Here is an 18,079-nt window from a genome sequence, read left to right on the forward strand (position 1 = left end):
CCCAAACGCGGTGTGGAAGGCTCTTTGTTTTTAGGCATTTACGCCAAATCCAAGTCAGCTTAATGTATTTGAGGCTAGACATCCAATGACGTGAAAACTCATTTTCGACATTTGGAGGACGAAAGATGATAAGTCAACCTGTTAAAATCGGTGACGACACCGCCGTAGTCATTCCAAGCGTAATCCTAGCTCAGCTCGGGATAAGGGAAGGAGATACCCTAGAAATCGCACTGAATAAAGACAAAATGGAAATTAAGAAGATGGTGTTGAAAACCAGCGCGCCAACTTACTCTGAAGATATTGAGGAGAATTGAGTTAGAGAATCTTGGTTTGTCGGATACACTACTGGTTTCGCAAAACTGGCGCTTGCCGCTGTCTTTGAACTATCGATAACTACAATAAGAGGTAAGGTACTATGCAAGGTATCCTCTCTATACAATCTCATGTTTCTTTTGGTCATGCTGGTAACAGCAGTGCCGTTTTCCCAATGCAACGCATGGGTTTCGAAGTATGGCCGATTCATACCGTTCAATTTTCTAACCACACGCAGTATCAAGAAGGCTGGACTGGGCGAGCGTTTGCGGCTGAAGACATCAGCGAGTTAGTTCGTGGCCTTGGTAACATCGGTGCATTGGAAAAGTGCCAAGCGGTATTGACGGGCTACCAAGGTAGCGCAGAGCAGTGTCTTGTTGTTGAAGATACCGTGACGAAAGTGAAGCAAGCGAACCCGAACGCACTTTATGTTTGCGACCCTGTGATGGGCGCGCCAGACAAAGGCTGTATTGTGGCTCCGGGCATTGCTGAAAATCTTCTAACGCGTTTGATGCCAATGGCGGACGTGATCGTTCCGAACCAATTCGAGCTAAGTCAATTTGCTGAGATGGAAATCCACTCACTAGACGATGCGATCACCGCATGCCAACGTGCGCTAGAGAAAGGTCCAAAAGTGGTGCTAGTTAAGCACCTTTACTGCCTAGAAAATGGCAGCTTCAACATGCTATTGGCTACGCAAGAAGGCATTTACCTTGCGAAGCGTCCTCAATTTGAGTTTGCTAAACAACCTGTTGGCGTGGGCGATCTTATTTCAGCTATCTTTACCGCGGGACTCTTAAAAGGCTGGTCTCCTAAACAAGCTTTCCAACATTGTCACGACGCGTGTTACGGGGTGTTGAGTGCAACGTACCATGCGGGTGAGTGGGAACTGCAAACTATTGCTGCGCAGCAAGAGTTTGTTGAACCAAGCAAACACTTCCTGATTGAAGAAGTGGCTCTGGTCACCGCGTAATTGAGCGCAATTAAACAAAAAAGGGGAGCCATCATCGGCTCCCCTTTCTATTTGTTCTGTCAGTCTTACTGAGCTTTTTGCTGCTCTGATTTACAAACTGCTGCTGTAAAGACAACGTCTGTTGAGCTGTTTAGCGCAGTTTCTGCAGAGTCTTGAATCACACCGATAATGAAGCCAACCGCTACAACCTGCATTGCTACGTCGTTTGAGATACCAAACAGGCCACACGCAAGTGGGATAAGTAGTAGAGAGCCACCTGCAACACCTGATGCGCCGCATGCAGAAACCGCAGCTACAATACTTAGAAGTAGCGCAGTCAGTAGATCAACTTCGATACCCATAGTGTGCACAGCTGCAAGCGTTAGTGTTGTGATAGTGATTGCAGCACCAGCCATGTTGATGGTCGCACCTAGAGGGATAGATACTGAGTATGTATCCTCGTCCAGTTTTAGTTTCTCACATAGTGCCATGTTTACTGGAATATTCGCCGCACTTGAACGAGTGAAGAACGCAGTTACACCACTTTCACGTAGACAACGGAATACAAGTGGGTAAGGGTTTTGTTTGGTTTTAACGAACACGATCGCTGGATTTACAACGAGTGCGATGATCATCATTGCGCCAAGAAGAACCGCCAGAAGGTGTGCGTAGCTTGCTAGTGCGCTAAAGCCCGTTGTCGCAAACGTTGAAGCAACCAAGCCAAAGATACCAAATGGTGCAAGACGAATGATAAAGCGCACAATGTGAGACACGCTGTGGCTTAGATCTTCAAATACGGCCTTCGTTGTTGCCGATGCGTGGTGTAGTGCAAGACCCAGACCCACACCCCAAGCAAGAATGCCGATGTAGTTTGCTTCTACTAGTGCATTTACTGGGTTGTCGACCAGTTTAAACAACAATGTGCGTAGAATTTCAGCAATACCTTGAGGAGGCGTTGCACCTTCAGCGCCGGTGACAAGCGTTAAATTGGTCGGGAAAAGGAAGCTTAGAACCACTGCTGATAGCGCCGCGAAGAATGTACCCATCAGGTACAGTACAACGATTGGGCGCATGTAAGTGTGTTGGTTTTTCTTTTGGTTTGCAATTGAAGCGGCAACCAAAATAAACACAAGAATTGGCGCGATCGCTTTAAGCGCACCGACAAAAAGGCTACCAATTAATCCCGCGCTTTCGGCATGGCTTGGAGAAATTGTCGCGAGCAAAATACCAAAGACGATACCGACAAGGATCTGGACGACGAGGTTACCACGAGCATATCGGGCAACGAGGCTGTTGTGTTGCATACATCATTCCTGCAATTTTATGCCAGAGTGGCAGGGCAATAGTCCATCATTACACGGCGATAATGCCCTTGTATTGCAAGGGGTGAGCATTGCTTCTGGTCACTAAGACACATGATTATCAATTATCCTGTTTTTATAAATTCAGCCATTTTCTTGCTGAATATCACATATCTTAGCTTGGTAATATTTTGTGTCTAGTTTTAGTTTGTTTTTGGATTAAATGTTTGCTCAATGTTATTTAAATAAGATTTTTATGTTGAAAATTATCATTAGTTATGAGTAATGGTTTTTAATAAAGTTGTTAAAAAGGAGACTTTCGTCTCCTTTGATTTTATTGACAACTCAAACGCAACAAATTAATAACTTTGTTGGCGCCTGCGCTTATCACTCATGGCATTTCGAGTGAGTTTCCCGAACTGTCGACTTTGAGCTCGTTGCTCTGCCAAAGTCGCACCGTTAAAGGCTTGTTCTCGCAATAGTTTTTGATAGTTATTGAAACGACGAACTTCCAGTTTGCCATTTTCAATCGCAGTTTGAATTGCGCAACCCGGCTCAGTTTGATGCTGGCAATCACCAAAGCGACAACGCTGAGCGAGAGCCTCAATATCAGAAAATGCCTCACTGACCCCCGATTCACAATCTGCTAGTTGAAGCTCGCGCATTCCCGGAGTATCAATCAAGATGCCGCCATCAGGTAATAGATGGATAGAGCGCGATGTAGTTGTATGTCGCCCTTTGCTATCGTCTTCACGAATATGCCCAGTTGCCTGTTCTTGTTGCCCGAGTAATGCATTAACAAGAGTTGATTTGCCAACGCCTGAAGAACCGATAAAAGCGAGGGTTTGTCCTTCTTTGCACCAGGTCATGAGTTTAGAAGCACTCTCTATTTCTAAGCCGTTGACTGTCTCTATCGCTAATAGAGGGTCGAGCTTCTGTACTTGGCTTTTTAGTTCATCAGTATTGTCACACAAATCGGCTTTGGAAAGCACGATGACGGGGTCGACTTCGGCTTCATGAGCCAAGGCAAGATAACGTTCAATACGACTTAAATTGAAGTCGTCGTTAAGGGAACAGACGATAAACACTGTATCCACATTGGCTGCGATGAGTTGCTCTGCCACTTTGCTGCCAGCGGCTTTGCGGCTAAAGAGGCTCAAGCGATCCAGTAGGCGAACAAATTGCTGATCTTCATTTAAGATTACCCAGTCTCCGACGGTCATGTTGGGTAAAGAATGGTGGGCATTAAGATGAACTTGCCCAGTTTCTGTTGCCAATAAATAACCACTTCGGTGGTGCGCAATCACACGAGCAAAGATAGTGTTGTCGTAATCGTCTAATGTCAGTTGTTGCTGAAAAAATGGTTTCCAACCCAATTGTTTTAGAGGGTTTGAAGTTGAAACTAATGTGTCACAAAAAGTATGTGTTTGATTCATTGTTGAATTATCCCAGACGCAAAAAAGCGCCTTAATACAAATCGCATTAGGGTCTAATTCGGATAGAGTTGACCCCGGTGAAGACCGGGCAGAGAAGGGGAGTTGTGGCTATGCCACGTAATAGGTGCGGTTAGGGTTACCCTTGCGATGCCCAGTTAGTGTTATTCAATACAATCATCATGTGTCCTCTTCGTTGGTTAATAAGTAAGTGAATTAATTAAGCCAAGAGAGTATAGCCGCCCTTTTTCTTAGAGGGTAGCTATACTGCGAAAATATTAGCTTTGTTTGTTGATGCGCTCTTCCATTATCTGCGAATACGTGTTGGCTTTTAAGCCGTATATGATTTGGGCATGACGCTCATCCAGTATCACGACGCCATGCGCGCCATGATTTTTGAGTGCATTTTTATCGATGATGGACGTCGTTCTAAGGGTAAGACGCAGCCGAGTCGCGCATGCTCCAGTTTCTAGCAGGTTTTCTATCCCCCCAATGGCGTCAATGATCGTATCGACGTCTTGTTCGACATTGGGGTTGGTTTGAGTTAGGAAACTGAAAAACTGTTTCAGCACTGACTTAACTGTCATTTGAGGAGCCTTCAGTCGTCAGTTTTGAAATGGCTTCAACAATCGGTGCCGGCGAGAGTGTATGCGGTACCTTGGTGATTAACGTGCCATCCGGCTTCAAGAAGTAAAAGTAAGAGCTGTGATCAAGCGTGTATTTGAGCTCCGAGCCTTCCAATTCGGTTTTTCGGAAAATAACACCATAGTTGTGTGCCAAAGGTGTGGTTACATCAAGCGGTGCCGATAGGCCTTCAATCATTGGATGGAAGTAATGGGCATATTTCGCCGAGGCATCGGCCTCATCACGCTCTGGATCTAAAGAAATGAACATTGGGCGCAGTTGCGCTTTTTGCGCTTCATCGATCTGATTTAGGGCTCCTGCTAGCATAGCAAGCGAAGTTGGGCAAACATCTGGGCAGCGAGTAAAGCCAAAATAGACGACTCGAATGCGAGGGTCATTCACATCGAAGATATTGACGGCTTGGTTATTTTCCCCAAACAATACCGTCTGTTGAGAGGTGGAACTATCCACTTGCTCTGGCTTCGTTTTCTGATTATCTAAATAGCTTTTTACGCCAAACCCGAGGGCGAAAGCAACTACGAGAAATAGGGACCAATTGCGGCTCATAACGATTCCTTATCTTTGCATTTTTATAGCAGGGTAAACGGTATTCTCTCCATCACTGAGTTCACCAACCCAGGTCATGGCGTCTTGAGTGCAAACCGGCAGAATGATGTCACCTTGATATCGACCGGAAGCGACTTGCTTCAGTAAAAACTTGGGTTCTCCCATCTCCATTTCTCTTCCTGAAAGGCTTAGGACTAGTTGCTCAGCATCGCTTGTGTGCCACTCAACATTCAGAGTAGTGGGTACCAAGGGTTGAGCAGTATCTGCGTTGAGCGTCATCGTAACATTCTCTTGAACGCACGAGGCAGTAGAGAGAAAGCAATATTCATCTATCGGTTTGATCGGAGTGGATGAAGAAAAGCTTTTTAGTAAAGTTGGGGCATAAAATCCCGCAACCAGTGCGGCTGAAACAGCGGCGATTTGTAACACTTTCATTAAGGTTCAGCATTTATCACTTAACATTACCTGCATCGTAGCACAGAAGCGTCATTCGCCAACTCGTGGCCTAGATAAATTGTGCGTTGTGCCTCGATGACAGAGATCAAAATAACCGCGCGGTGTAGGGGGTGTTGAATCAAACCCATAAAGATTTTCTCTTAGCCAACAAACAAGAACGAAGCCAATTGGCTCCGTTCTTGTTTGTTGATTCCGTATTGATTTGATACCGCAGTTACTTGTCTGAATCTGCAAATTTTTCGAGGCTCAAAACCAGCGCAATGGCAGCAAGCATCATCACAACGGCAAGCACTAACTGAGAAGGTTGTGATGTCACGTGTTCAAATTCAAATGGTGATAGGTTGTGCTGTAGCAAGGGCACTTGCTCACCCTTTGAATTGGTGCGCCAAGTGATGGTTTCTTTCCAAGGCCAAATCTTTGGCAACGTACCAATCATTAATCCAGTCAAAAACATCAGAGTGAAATCGCGGAACTTGCGTAGTAACCACGACAATAGGTGCGAAAAGGACAGCAAACCAATCACACAACCTGACAAAAACAGCGCCAATGTATCGACTTGGAAACCTTTCACGGCGGCTAATACTGGCGCATACATCCCAATCAATAACAAGATAAAGCTGCCAGAGATGCCCGGTAAGATCATCGCGCAAATCGCGATAGCACCAGCGAACAATGTGTTAATGGCCGTTGGTTCCATGTGCAGAGGTTTAAGCACGGTGATGCTGTAAGCAAACCCGACACCAACAAGTAGAGTCACAAAGCGGATAAGATCACGTTGTTCAACCTGACGAATAATGTGATAGACCGATACCAAAATCAGACCAAAGAAAAATGACCAAAGTGGGATGGGGTGTGTGTCAAGAAGCCAAGTGATCAACTTTGCTAGCGTAGCAATGCTGGTGAAAATACCGGCAAACAGAGCGATTAGGAAGAATCCGTTGATGTGATTAAACGCGGCTTTAAACCCTTCTTTTCGCCAGGTAGAGAAAAGTGAGGGGTTAATGCGTCGAATGCTTTCAAGCAGCGTATCGTAAATACCAGTGATAAACGCGATGGTGCCGCCAGATACACCAGGTACCACATCTGCTGCACCCATGGCGATTCCCTTGAAGAAAGTAATTAAGTAGTTCATTGCTCTAATGCTAAGTCGTTTCGATGGCAGAGAGTATACAAACATTGCGATGAAAAAAGTATGAAATAGTGCTGTAACTACTTGGCTTTATATCCAATCTGTTGCCTATCTTTATTACCCGCCAAGAGACAATGCCGCCGTAACGAGCTTTTAATGCTTGGTTTACATTTTTGAGATGATTAACTCTACTATCAATTATCAATCTTGGTTGCATTATGCAATTGCAATTTGCATTATAGAATTGCATTTTGATAATTTGCGCGTGAATAAATCCAGCTTATATGAGATCTTGTGCCCAAAAATAAGTCTTTGCATTTTGGCATGATTAATGCATAATACTGCTCGACCCTTCTTAAGCCGAGGGTCACCTAGCCAACTGACGTTGTTAGTGAATACAATTTGTTCACACTAAATATAAGCCAATCGCGATTATTGCGGTTGGCTATTTTTTTATATGAACAACGTTACTTACGTGCTTTGCAAATTGCACTTCTCTTTCTGTCAGTCATAAAAAAGGGCTGACGTGTTACGTCAACCCTTGTGTTTTACTTTACGTTTTAACCCGTTTATCTAGCAGTTCAGTATCCCATTAACTGTAGCAAATTTTCAGCTGTCACAATGGCTTCTTTACGATTAGCAATATTAAGCTTTTGGTACAGGTTGCGAATGTGGGTTTTAATTGTCGTACCTGCCACATCCAGCTCTTGTGCGATTTGCTCGTTACTAAAGCCTGAATAAATCAGCCCCAGAACCTGCCATTCGCGTTGTGTTAATGGGCTGGTACGTACTAGCTCTGGCACATTAGGGTGATTCACCAACTTTTCAATAAAGTCTTCATCAAAGTGAATCGACCGGCTACGTTGATTCGATGAAATGTCCTTCATTAACTGTTGAGCACGGTGACGCTCAAGATCGCCCAGTTCATGGCGGAGGCTCAACTTCTCCAGCAGACCGCCAATGGTTGCACCATCAATCAGGAAGTTTCCGACCATGCCAGTTTGGTTCGTCATTACTAATGCTTCTTTTAACAGAGCCTTGGCTTGCTCCTCATCTTTTTGGCGAGCAGAAAGGACTGCTTCAACCACTAAGTTGCGATTAGTATCTGTGATTAGGTTAGTGCGACGAGCTTCACCTTGGAGAAAATCTAACGCAGCACGAGCGTCGGTATATTGGCCTAAGTTAATGTGGGCGCGAGCAATGTTACGCCATTGCAATTGAGAAAAGTGGTTGCATGCCGATTCAGGACGAACCGCAGTGTTGAGCCATTCTTGCATTGCATCGGTATTCCCACGCGCTTGCCAAAATAGAATCAACGATAGTGAAGCGTTTGCAGTCCAATCTACGTGGTAAGTCGACTGTTTCATCAAGTGTTGGATGTGCTCAATGAATTTACCGGCTTTGTCTAATTCACCGCGTCCAATCGCAATACGCGCCAACATCGAATAGCTATGTAAGTGCTTGCTTGGTGAATGGTTTTCGAGAATTTGCAGACCTTTGTACGCGCATTCTTCCGCTTCATCAAGTCGGTTCCAGCACCAAAGTACTTGCGCGCGAATACGCAGCAAAAATTCATGAAGAGGAACATGCTGAAGCTGCTGATCTTCAATCAGACGGAATGCGGAATCTTGTAGTTCAAAGGCAGCTTGCACGTAACCTTGTGCAATTAAAATCTCGCTTTGCTGCAATATTGCCCATAACGCTTGGTGATATACCTGGTACTGACGAGCTAGCTTTTCAGTTTGTTGCATCATTGGCAAAGCACGGTCTAGTTTACCTAGCACGTGGTTAACTTCACCAACAACCGAAGTCGCCACAATTCGGCTACGGTAAATTGTGTTATCAAGTTGGCTAAGCGCTAACTCCGCTAATTCGAGAGCTTTTTCTGGCTGGTTACTGTTGATAGCCACTTGAGCAAGCAACGCGTTTGCTTGACCTTGATAATGAATATCTAACGCAATGTTACGCTTTTTGTGTTCCTCTTCCGCTTCTTCAAGCAGGTGGCCCACTTGGTTATAACGATGCTGACTTTGAGCCAACCATGCTCGGAGCATCGTAAGTTTTGGGTGGCTGAACAACAGATCATCGTCCAACTTGTTAATTGAGCTTTCCAGTGTGCTGAGTTCGCCTTGGTTAAACATCTTCCAGCCGAATTCGTTTAGGATCTCTACCACTAAGTCCTTATCATTCGATTTTTGTGCATGATGAATCGCTTGGTGTGGTGCTTTTTGTTGTAACCAAGCGATAGCAGCATTGCGGTGGAGATCTTTTTCTTGCTGAGGAATACGAGCTTGGCGCTCATGAGATAAAAACTCGCCAAATAAGTTATGGAACCGGAACCAGTTCTGTTCCCCTTCGAGCGGATAAATGAATAAGCCGTAACGGTTAAGCGATTCAATCATTCCCAGTGCATCTTCGCGTTGGGTAAGGGCAAACACTAGCTCATCATTGAAGTGGTCAAGCACGGATACTTGCATTAAAAAGTGACGAGTTTCGTGATCGAGTAAGTCAAACACTTCTTCGACCAAGTAATCCCACAAGTGCGCGTGATTGAACTGCGATACCGACTCTACAGTTTGTGCCAATGTGCGGTTTTGATGTTGGGCTTGTAATGCGATCAACTGCATCGCCGATGGCCAACCTTCAACATAGGTTCTGAGGCTGTTTGCCATGTCTTCGTCGATGCCATCGGCAATACGCTGATTAAAGAAGCGAGTCGTTTCTTCGGTATCGAACGCCAACATCTCGTTGCCGATTTCGATCATTAAATCACGAACACGTAAGTTTGCAGTGCCCAGAGGCGGCGCTGCACGACTGGTTACCACAACGGTGAGGTTGTCTGGCATGTGCTTTAAGAAGAAACGCATGGATTCATGGATTTCATCATTCGTGATTAAATGGTAGTCATCAAGTACCACGTAGCACTCTTGATGAAAGTCAGCCATTTCAGCGAATACTTCGCTAAATAGGGAGCGTAAAGACGAGATCTGACGTTTTTCCGCCAGTTTTTGTGCGTTAGCGCAACTGAAGTTGGTGGCTTTGTTTAATGCTTGAAGCAGATAGTTTACAAAGCGAAAGCCGTCGTTATCGCTGTCATCAATGCTGTACCAACCGACGTTTGGCTTATCGGATAGCCACTGCGCTGCCATTGTTGTTTTTCCGTAACCTGCTGGGGAGCGGAATAAAACCAATTTGTAGTAAGGCGCTTGCTGTAGTAAGTCCAACACTCGTGGGCGCACGATGGCATTGTGCAGGCGTCCTGGTCGAGTAAGCTTAGATGGAATCCACATTAGTAGTTATGTCCTTATTTATGTATACCCAAATGACAGCAACGTGATCATTCTAGTAAAGCCCCCTTGAAAGCCGTCTTACTGAATGATGTCATCAGCATCAAAAACACTGTTTGAATGCCGGATAATGTCGCTACTGTTGGGGCTTGCGTCCGTCTGAAAAACCATTCCATACGGTCACTTAGATATAAAAGCTAGCGAAAACTAGAAATAACTCACATCGCCTAATTCTAGTTTGTATAAAAAGCGTACAATCCTGTGAGCTGAGTGGGATGTTACGACATCAGAAATGTTCGTTACTTTGATCCACTTCCTAATTCTCAAGGGTTGATGGATTTACCATCAACTACGCCCTTTATTTGTGATTGTCGTCACTTAAATATCGTTTGTTTCGTTAGCGTTAAGATCGCGTTGCACATAGATTACGAAAAGTTCTTCTACGCTGACCGAGTTAATGTGACCGATATTACAATTTTCACATCATCAGATGAGTGGACTATAAAAAGCGTCATGAACGGGTTTTAACCTTTCTCACATTCCATTGTGATCAAAATCACTAAGAACTGGTGCAAAGTTCACTTTGTTGAGATTTGGATCACTAACCTAGCAATGGTACCCCCTCTACGCCCTCAGCCCTCCTCCTTCAAAGGATGAGAATTAGGAGGATGTTTATTCACAGAGGTAAATGCACGATGTATGGCAGATGAATTACCAAAAGACGTGAGAATTTCGTAATGAAACCTACTCAACAAAAACAATTTGACAAGAAGTCGTTCCAAGAAAGCGTAAAGAAACACCTATCTGTAACTTACGCTCATACGATTGAAAACGCAGACAGCCGCGCATGGTACCTAGCAATGGGGCATGCTCTGGCTGAATTTACTACTCTAGATTTGCTTGCGACAGAAGAAGATCCACGCATTAAAAGTGCGAAGAGCGTTAACTACCTTTCGCTAGAATTCCTTATCGGTCGTTTGACTGGTAACAACCTAATCAGCATGGGTCTGTACGAACAAGTAACAGAAGCAATGGCTGAACTAGGTTACAACCTAACTGATCTGCTAGAAGAAGAGCGCGACCCATCATTGGGTAACGGTGGCCTTGGTCGTCTGGCTGCGTGTTTCATGGATTCATGTGCGGCACAAGAATTCCCAACTGTCGGCTATGGTTTACATTACGAATACGGTCTATTTAAACAGTCATTCAAAGATGGTCGCCAGCAAGAAGCACCTGACGCATGGCGCGGTGTAGAAGGCTACCCTTGGGAAATTGCGCGTCCAGAACTTGCGCAAGAGATCGGTTTCTACGGTCACGTTGAAGTGATTAACGAGAACGGTAAAGAGGTTCGCAAATGGGTACCAGGCATGACAGTAAGAGCAATGCCTTGGGATCTTCCAATTGTGGGTTACGAATCAGACACGGTTTACCCGCTACGTCTTTGGGAATGTCAGGCGATTGCACCATTTTCACTAGCAAGCTTTAACAATGGTGATTACTTCGAAGCTCAGCACGCACTGATCGACGCAGGTAACATCACTAAAGTGCTTTACCCGAACGACAACCACGAGAAAGGTAAAACACTGCGTCTAATGCAGCAGTACTTCCACTCAGCAGCGTCTGTACGTGACATCCTACGTCGCCACGAAGCTGTGGGCTACTCGCTAGCGGATCTACCTAAGCAAGAGACTATCCAGCTTAACGATACGCACCCAACGATTGCGATTCCTGAACTAATGCGCATCCTGATGGATGAAAAAGGTTTAGCTTGGGAAGCTGCTTGGGAAATCAGCTCTAAGACATTTGCGTACACCAACCACACGCTACTTCCAGAAGCACTAGAGACATGGCCAGAGTCGCTAATCCAGCACCTGCTACCACGTCATATGGAGATCATTTACGAGATCAACCACCGCTTCCTACAAGACGTACGTGCAATGTGGCCGGGTGATGTCGCGAAGCAACAGAAGCTTTCTATCATCGAAGAAGGTTTCCACCGCATGGTTCGCATGGCAAACCTATGTGTAATCGGCTCTTACGCAGTAAACGGTGTAGCAGCACTTCACTCTGAATTGGTTAAGAAAGACCTATTCCCAGAGTTCCACGAAATGTACCCGACACGTCTACACAACGTAACGAACGGTATTACGCCACGTCGCTGGTTGAAGTTCTGTAACCCAGGTCTGTCTCAGCTTATCACTGAGAAAGTCGGTCCAGAATGGCCAGCGAAACTAGAGCAACTTGAAGGTATTGCGAAGTACGCTACTGACGCGACATTCCAAAAAGAATTCATGGCAGTGAAGAAAGAGAACAAAGAACGCCTAGCAACTTGGGTGAAAGAGAACATGGGTATCGAGCTCGATACTAATGCAATCTTCGATGTTCAAATCAAGCGTCTGCACGAGTACAAACGTCAGCATCTAGACTTGCTACACGTACTGTCTCTGTACCACCGTATTCTTAATGAACCAGGTTTTGAGTGTACGCCACGCGTTGTGTTCTTCGCAGCAAAAGCAGCACCGGGTTACCACCTAGCGAAAGAAATCATTTTCGCTATTAACAAGATTGCTGAGAAAGTGAACAACGACCCTCGCATCGGCAACAAGCTGAAAGTGGTCTTCATTCCTGACTACCGCGTGAGCATGGCTGAAATCATTATCCCTGCGGCTGACGTTTCTCAACAAATCTCGCTAGCGGGTAAAGAAGCATCAGGTACAGGTAACATGAAGATGGCGCTAAACGGTGCGCTAACTATCGGTACAATGGATGGTGCAAACGTTGAGATTCGTGAGGAAGTAGGCGATGAGAACATCTATATCTTCGGTCTAGATGTTGAAGGTGTGAAAGCGCTGAAAGCTCAAGGTTATAACCCATTTGATTACTACAATGCGGATCACTTACTCAAAGCGTCCATGGACCTACTACTGGGTGAAGAATTCACTCCAGGTCAACCGGGCTTACTGCGTGCCACATACGACAGCCTACTAGACGGCGGTGACCCGTACTTATGTCTTGCGGACTTTGCATCTTACGTGAAAGCGCACGAAGACATGAGCGAACAATATAAAGATCAAGCTGGCTGGGCGAAGAAGGCCATTCTTAATACCGCCCTTGTTGGCAAGTTCACGTCAGACCGCTCAATCCGCGACTACGTGAACAATATCTGGAAACTTGAAGCGGTGAAACGCTAATAGAACCTAGTTAAGACCAAGGTAGCCAAGCGCTACCTTTGGTCATTTTCCAAAAGAAGTTATTGATAACAATAAAACCCTACATGGAAGGTGTTGGTATTACCTTCGGAGAAAGCGATGAAAGAACAAACAGCATTAAAGAAAGTCGCGGAAATGGCGAGATTGGCTGATAGCTATGTCAGTGCTTGGGGAGATGAGGCTAAAGTGTCTGAGGAGACGCTACGCCGCTTGCTCGCTTCGCTTGGCTACGATACTAGCAGTGATGAAAAACTACTGGCTTCTGCTGAAAAGAAACATAAAAAAGACGTACTAGCCCCTGTTCTTGTTTTACGCGACGGCGAACCAGTCGAAGTGGAACTAAACCTAGGTACGAGTGCTCGTGAGAGTGAATTCAGCTGGCGTTTAGAAACAGAACAAGGAGAGGTACTTGAAGGCTATCTTCAGTCCCAAATTGTTCGTGATGAGCGTGCTGAGGGTGGCCCTCTAGTGTTTGCATTGCCAAAGAACTTGGCTTGGGGTTATCACAAACTGATCATCAGTCGTAAGCGTCGTAAAACACCTTACGAGATGTCATTGATCATTACGCCGAAAGCGTGTTTCAAACAAGACGATCTAAACCAACACAAAAAGCTATGGGGTCCTAGTATCCAGCTTTACACACTGCGTACTCAGCATAACTGGGGCATCGGTGATTTTGGCGACCTAAAACAACTGGTGAGTGATATTGCCTCTCGTGGCGGTGACTTCATTGGCTTGAACCCTATTCACTCGCTGTTCCCTGCGAATCCAGAAGGGGCAAGCCCATACAGCCCGTCTTCTCGTCGTTGGTTGAACATCATGTACATCGACGTAAGCTCTGTACCTGAATTCGCGCTAAGTGCAGAAGCACAACAGCGTGTTGGTAGCGCAGAGTTCCAACAACGTTTACAAAAAGCGCGAGACTCTCATTGGGTGAATTACACCGAAGTTTCGCAACTAAAAATGAGCGTTCTTCCGCTACTATTCAGTGAGTTTAAAGCTCGCCATTTAGACAAAAACACCGATCGCGCTCGTGCCTTCTTGGACTTTGTTGAAAAAGGCGGCGACAGCTTGCTACATCAAGCTGCATTCGATGCACTTCATGCTGATTTACATGCAGAAGATGCAAACATGTGGGGTTGGCCTGTATTCCCTGAGAAATACCGCACATTCGACGCAGCTGGTACTCAGAAGTACATCAAGGATAACCAAGATCGTGTTCACTTGTACATGTACCTGCAATGGATCGCAGACGATCAAATCAAAGAAGCGCAAGCGCTAGCCGAAGAAAAAGGCATGGCTGTGGGTTTGTACCGTGACCTTGCGGTTGGTGTTGCTGATTCTGGTAGTGAAACATGGGCTGATGAAGGCGCGCTAGTATTGGATGCAAGCATCGGTGCGCCACCAGATGTTCTTGGTCCACTAGGTCAAAACTGGGGTCTACCACCGCTAAACCCACAAGTGTTGGAAGCAACTGGCTACGATGCATACATCAAGCTACTGCGTGCAAACATGAAACACTGCGGTGCGCTGCGTATTGACCACGTTCTTGGTCTACTTCGTCTATGGTGGATTCCAAAAGGCGAGAAAGCGACAGAAGGTGCTTACCTGTACTACCCAGTTGAAGACATGCTAGCAATCCTAGCGCTAGAATCTCATCGTCATCAGTGTTCTGTAATCGGTGAAGACTTGGGTACTGTGCCTGATGAAATCGTGGATATCCTTCGTGATGCGGGTGTGCATTCGTACAAAGTCTTCTTCTTCGAAACATCAAAAGACGACGGCGGTTTTATTTCTCCGAAGCACTACGCTGAGCAGTCTATGGCTGCGCTGTGTACGCACGATATGCCAACACTACGCGGTTTCTGGCACTGTGATGACTTGAAGATGGGGCGTGAGATTGGTCTGTACCCTGATGAGCAGCAGTTGGAAGGCCTATTCGCTGACCGCTTGAAGTGCAAACAAGGCATTCTAGACAGTGTTCGCTGGCATGGCTATTTGCCAGAAGGCATTGGTCATGATGCTCAGTACGTGCCAATGGATTCATACCTAAGCGAAGCGCTGCAACTGCACGTAGCCGCGGGTGACTCTGCACTGCTTAGTGTTCAGCTTGAAGACTGGCTAGAAATGGATCAACCGGTCAATATTCCTGGTACGGTGGATGAGTATCCAAACTGGCGTCGTAAATTGTCGATGAACCTAGATGAAATCTTCAGCCGTGAAGATGTGAACCGTATTTCTAAACGCCTTACTGAAGTTCGTGCACAGGCGAGTAAGTAAGATGCCTAGAGTGGCGTAGATGGACGAGCTGATTACCAATTTTGTTAGCTCAGAGGTACGAAAGTTCCGTCTAGGTCACTCATTCCTAAAACACAATCCGTTAGGATGAAGTACCGTTATTATGCCCGCGACAATAGCGGGCATTTTTGTATTTTGACGCCGTTTACGCAACGAACGTGAGAAGCGGAGTCTTTTTGTGAGTTCACAACGTTGGCTGTGGAGAAACCGATGTTTGATTCAGATCTCTGGTCTTGAAAAGGATGTTGGCTCTAGGGAGAAAGATTTGAAAACCACCAAAACCAAGAAAATAAAGAAACAACACGAACGCGCATACGAACTGCTTGCTGAGGCGGCTTACTCAGATCCATTTGCGGCGCTGGGTCCTTTCATTGACGACGAAGCTTCGCTGAGAGTTTGGATGCCGGGCGCAAACAAGGTTGAACTGCTTGTTAATGGTGAACCTCGCGTGGCGCTTGAGCGTGATGGCGACAGCGGTTTCATCTTAAAAGAGCAACGCGATTTACACCTGACCCACTACCGTTTAGCGGTCGATTGGAATGGTGTTGAACAAATTATTGATGACCCGTACCAGTACCACAATATCTACCAAGAGTACGAGCATCTGCATACGCCAAAAGACATGTATCACTACATGGGCGCACACTTTGTCACGCTAGAACGTGGCGGTGAAAACATCTCTGGTGTGCGTTTCCTTGTTTATGCACCACATGCATCTGCTGTTAGCCTTGTGGGTTGCTTCAACCAATGGGATGGCCGTCGTCATCCAATGCAACGCTTAGACTACGGTATCTGGGGCCTATTCATTCCTGGTTTGGAAGAGGGGGTACAATACAAATTTGAGCTCAAAGGGCCAAATGGGGAAGGGTTGCCACACAAACAAGACCCTTGGGGTTTCTACTCTGAGCAATACCCATCGTTCGCATCCATTACCTACGATCACAAGCGTTACCAATGGCAAGATGCGAAATGGCAAAACCGTGCAGTGACACAAAAGCGTGATGAAGCGTTATCGTTTTACGAGCTACATGCTGGATCATGGAAGCGCGACGAGAACGGTGATTTCCTGAACTACCGCGAACTCGCGGAGCAGTTGGTGCCATACCTTGTGGATATGGGCTACACCCACGTTGAGCTGATGCCTGTGTCTGAGCATCCATTCTATGGTTCATGGGGCTATCAACCTGTTGGCTTGTTTGCACCAACTAGCCGTTTTGGCTCACCTGATGATTTCAAATTCTTCGTGGATGCGTGTCACCAAGCTGGTATCGGTGTAGTGCTGGATTGGGTTCCTGCGCATTTCCCATCGGATGATCATGGTTTAGCTAACTTTGATGGTACGCCTCTGTTCCATGATCCAGATCCTCGTCGCGGTTGGCACCAAGATTGGAACTCCTACATTTACGATTTAGGCCGTGAACATGTACGTCGCTTCCTTGTCTCGAATGCGCTGTACTGGTTTGAACAATTCCATATTGATGGCATTCGTGTCGATGCTGTTGCGTCGATGCTCTATCTCGATTATTCACGTAGCCACGATCAGTGGGTCCCGAACGTTGATGGTGGCAACGAAAACTACGACGCAATCGCAACCTTAAAATGGATGAACGAAGAAGTGTACAAGCACTTCCCGAATGCGATGACGATTGCGGAAGAGTCAACGGCGTTTCCGGGTGTGTCTGCGCCAACCTTTATGGGTGGTTTAGGCTTTGGCTTCAAGTGGAATATGGGGTGGATGCACGACAGTCTTTCATACATCAAAGAAGATCCTGTTCACCGTAAATACCACCACAATACCATCACCTTCCCGCTGGTTTATGCGCACAGCGAAAACTACGTCTTGTCTCTCTCTCACGACGAGGTGGTGTACGGAAAAGGCTCTATCCATAACAAGATGCCGGGCGATGAATGGCAGCAAACCGCAAACCTACGTGCATACTACGGTTATATGTATGGTCAACCGGGCAAAAAGCTGAACTTCATGGGCGCGGAAATCGGCCAAACGGCGGAGTGGAACCACGATGATCAGTTGCAATGGTTCTTGCTGGAATACGAACGTCATCAAGGCGTTCAAAAGCTGATGCGCGATTTGAACCACTTGTACCGAAATGAAGCGGCGATGCACGATCAAGATTGTGTTCCTGCTGGTTTTGAGTGGCGTCTACAAGACGAGGCAGATGCAAGCATCCTAGCGCACGAGCGTATCAGTAAAGAGGGTGAGCGTATTCTCATCATCACCAACTTTACGCCCGTACCACACGAGCGTTTCCGTTTAGGTGTTCCAAATGCAGGTCAATACGAACTGCTGCTGAACACGGACGACAGCAAATACGGCGGAAGCGATTTTAAAGTGCTGACCAGTGTGAAAACGGAACAAGTCGAAAGTGAATCACTGCCTCAATCACTTGAGCTTCGTTTGCCTCCACTTTCAACCGTGTTCTACAAGCTGCACAAATAATTTAGTCTAATCAAATTCTAAGCCCGTTTTACATTGTAAATCGGGCTTTTTTT

Annotated in this window: 12 protein-coding genes; 5 read left to right on the forward strand and 7 right to left on the reverse strand. The window is 46.0% G+C overall.

Annotated elements, in window-relative coordinates; genetic code table 11:
* The first annotated feature begins 125 nt into the window (after nt 1-125).
* Together R7P72_RS05210 and pdxY are read left to right on the forward strand one after the other, a co-directional pair.
* Nucleotides 126-314, forward strand: coding sequence for an AbrB/MazE/SpoVT family DNA-binding domain-containing protein (locus R7P72_RS05210; protein WP_017634469.1), 189 nt, complete (start codon nt 126-128; stop codon nt 312-314).
* 101 nt (nt 315-415) lie between these two features.
* Nucleotides 416-1,285 carry a pyridoxal kinase PdxY gene (gene pdxY, locus R7P72_RS05215; RefSeq protein WP_213962302.1) on the forward strand — a complete coding sequence of 290 codons (870 nt, stop codon included), beginning with the start codon at nt 416-418 and terminating at the stop codon, nt 1,283-1,285.
* Nucleotides 1,286-1,350: 65 nt separating this feature from the next.
* Here the strand turns inward: pdxY and sstT are convergent, their stop codons facing one another.
* The 7 genes from sstT to malT form a co-directional block, all read right to left on the reverse strand.
* Nucleotides 1,351-2,568: a serine/threonine transporter SstT gene (gene sstT / locus R7P72_RS05220; protein ID WP_005374821.1), complete on the reverse strand. Its 1,218-nt coding sequence runs from the start codon at nt 2,566-2,568 to the stop codon at nt 1,351-1,353.
* Nucleotides 2,569-2,924: 356 nt separating this feature from the next.
* Nucleotides 2,925-4,001, reverse strand: coding sequence for a ribosome small subunit-dependent GTPase A (gene rsgA / locus R7P72_RS05225; protein WP_213906954.1), 1,077 nt, complete (start codon nt 3,999-4,001; stop codon nt 2,925-2,927).
* Between the two features lie 275 nt (nt 4,002-4,276).
* Nucleotides 4,277-4,585 (reverse strand): PTS transporter subunit EIIB, encoded by a 309-nt coding sequence (locus tag R7P72_RS05230; RefSeq protein WP_213906953.1) that lies wholly within the window; start codon nt 4,583-4,585, stop codon nt 4,277-4,279.
* Entirely contained in the window at nt 4,575-5,189 is a 615-nt protein-coding gene (locus tag R7P72_RS05235) for an SCO family protein (protein ID WP_006740812.1), read from the reverse strand. Before R7P72_RS05235 ends, R7P72_RS05230 begins: the two co-directional genes overlap by 11 nt.
* Before the next feature lie 9 nt (nt 5,190-5,198).
* Nucleotides 5,199-5,624: a hypothetical protein gene (locus tag R7P72_RS05240; protein WP_065646150.1), complete on the reverse strand. Its 426-nt coding sequence runs from the start codon at nt 5,622-5,624 to the stop codon at nt 5,199-5,201.
* Between the two features lie 235 nt (nt 5,625-5,859).
* Entirely contained in the window at nt 5,860-6,777 is a 918-nt protein-coding gene (locus tag R7P72_RS05245) for a DUF368 domain-containing protein (RefSeq protein ID WP_206953128.1), read from the reverse strand.
* A 578-nt stretch (nt 6,778-7,355) separates the two neighbouring features.
* The gene (malT, locus tag R7P72_RS05250) at nt 7,356-10,064 is read right to left on the reverse strand and encodes an HTH-type transcriptional regulator MalT (RefSeq protein ID WP_005374834.1); all 2,709 of its coding nucleotides are present in this window, start codon (nt 10,062-10,064) and stop codon (nt 7,356-7,358) included.
* A gap of 734 nt (nt 10,065-10,798) precedes the next feature.
* Here malT and R7P72_RS05255 point away from each other — a divergent pair.
* From R7P72_RS05255 to glgB, 3 genes are all read left to right on the forward strand, one after another.
* Complete coding sequence (locus tag R7P72_RS05255) at nt 10,799-13,252, forward strand: glycogen/starch/alpha-glucan phosphorylase (RefSeq protein WP_213906952.1); 2,454 nt, start codon at nt 10,799-10,801, stop codon at nt 13,250-13,252.
* A gap of 117 nt (nt 13,253-13,369) precedes the next feature.
* Nucleotides 13,370-15,550, forward strand: a complete 2,181-nt coding sequence (malQ, locus tag R7P72_RS05260) for a 4-alpha-glucanotransferase (protein ID WP_005374838.1) — start codon at nt 13,370-13,372, stop codon at nt 15,548-15,550.
* Nucleotides 15,551-15,833: 283 nt separating this feature from the next.
* A complete protein-coding gene (glgB, locus tag R7P72_RS05265; protein ID WP_224721283.1) occupies nt 15,834-18,026 on the forward strand; it encodes a 1,4-alpha-glucan branching protein GlgB in 2,193 nt (730 codons plus the stop codon).
* The last annotated feature ends 53 nt before the right edge of the window (nt 18,027-18,079 follow it).

Source organism: Vibrio sp. Vb0888, assembly GCF_033338835.1.
In the GTDB taxonomy this organism is placed as follows: domain Bacteria; phylum Pseudomonadota; class Gammaproteobacteria; order Enterobacterales; family Vibrionaceae; genus Vibrio; species Vibrio alginolyticus.

What these genes read in the sequence shown, in the direction of transcription:
- sstT (WP_005374821.1), bottom strand. Translation starts at nt 2,568, where the DNA reads ATGCAACACAACAGCCTCGTTGCCCGATATGCTCGTGGTAACCTCGTC.
- R7P72_RS05245 (WP_206953128.1), bottom strand. Translation starts at nt 6,777, where the DNA reads ATGAACTACTTAATTACTTTCTTCAAGGGAATCGCCATGGGTGCAGCA.
- R7P72_RS05210 (WP_017634469.1), top strand. Translation starts at nt 126, where the DNA reads ATGATAAGTCAACCTGTTAAAATCGGTGACGACACCGCCGTAGTCATT.
- malQ (WP_005374838.1), top strand. Translation starts at nt 13,370, where the DNA reads ATGAAAGAACAAACAGCATTAAAGAAAGTCGCGGAAATGGCGAGATTG.
- R7P72_RS05235 (WP_006740812.1), bottom strand. Translation starts at nt 5,189, where the DNA reads ATGAGCCGCAATTGGTCCCTATTTCTCGTAGTTGCTTTCGCCCTCGGG.
- R7P72_RS05230 (WP_213906953.1), bottom strand. Translation starts at nt 4,585, where the DNA reads ATGACAGTTAAGTCAGTGCTGAAACAGTTTTTCAGTTTCCTAACTCAA.
- malT (WP_005374834.1), bottom strand. Translation starts at nt 10,064, where the DNA reads ATGTGGATTCCATCTAAGCTTACTCGACCAGGACGCCTGCACAATGCC.
- R7P72_RS05240 (WP_065646150.1), bottom strand. Translation starts at nt 5,624, where the DNA reads ATGAAAGTGTTACAAATCGCCGCTGTTTCAGCCGCACTGGTTGCGGGA.
- rsgA (WP_213906954.1), bottom strand. Translation starts at nt 4,001, where the DNA reads ATGAATCAAACACATACTTTTTGTGACACATTAGTTTCAACTTCAAAC.
- pdxY (WP_213962302.1), top strand. Translation starts at nt 416, where the DNA reads ATGCAAGGTATCCTCTCTATACAATCTCATGTTTCTTTTGGTCATGCT.
- R7P72_RS05255 (WP_213906952.1), top strand. Translation starts at nt 10,799, where the DNA reads ATGAAACCTACTCAACAAAAACAATTTGACAAGAAGTCGTTCCAAGAA.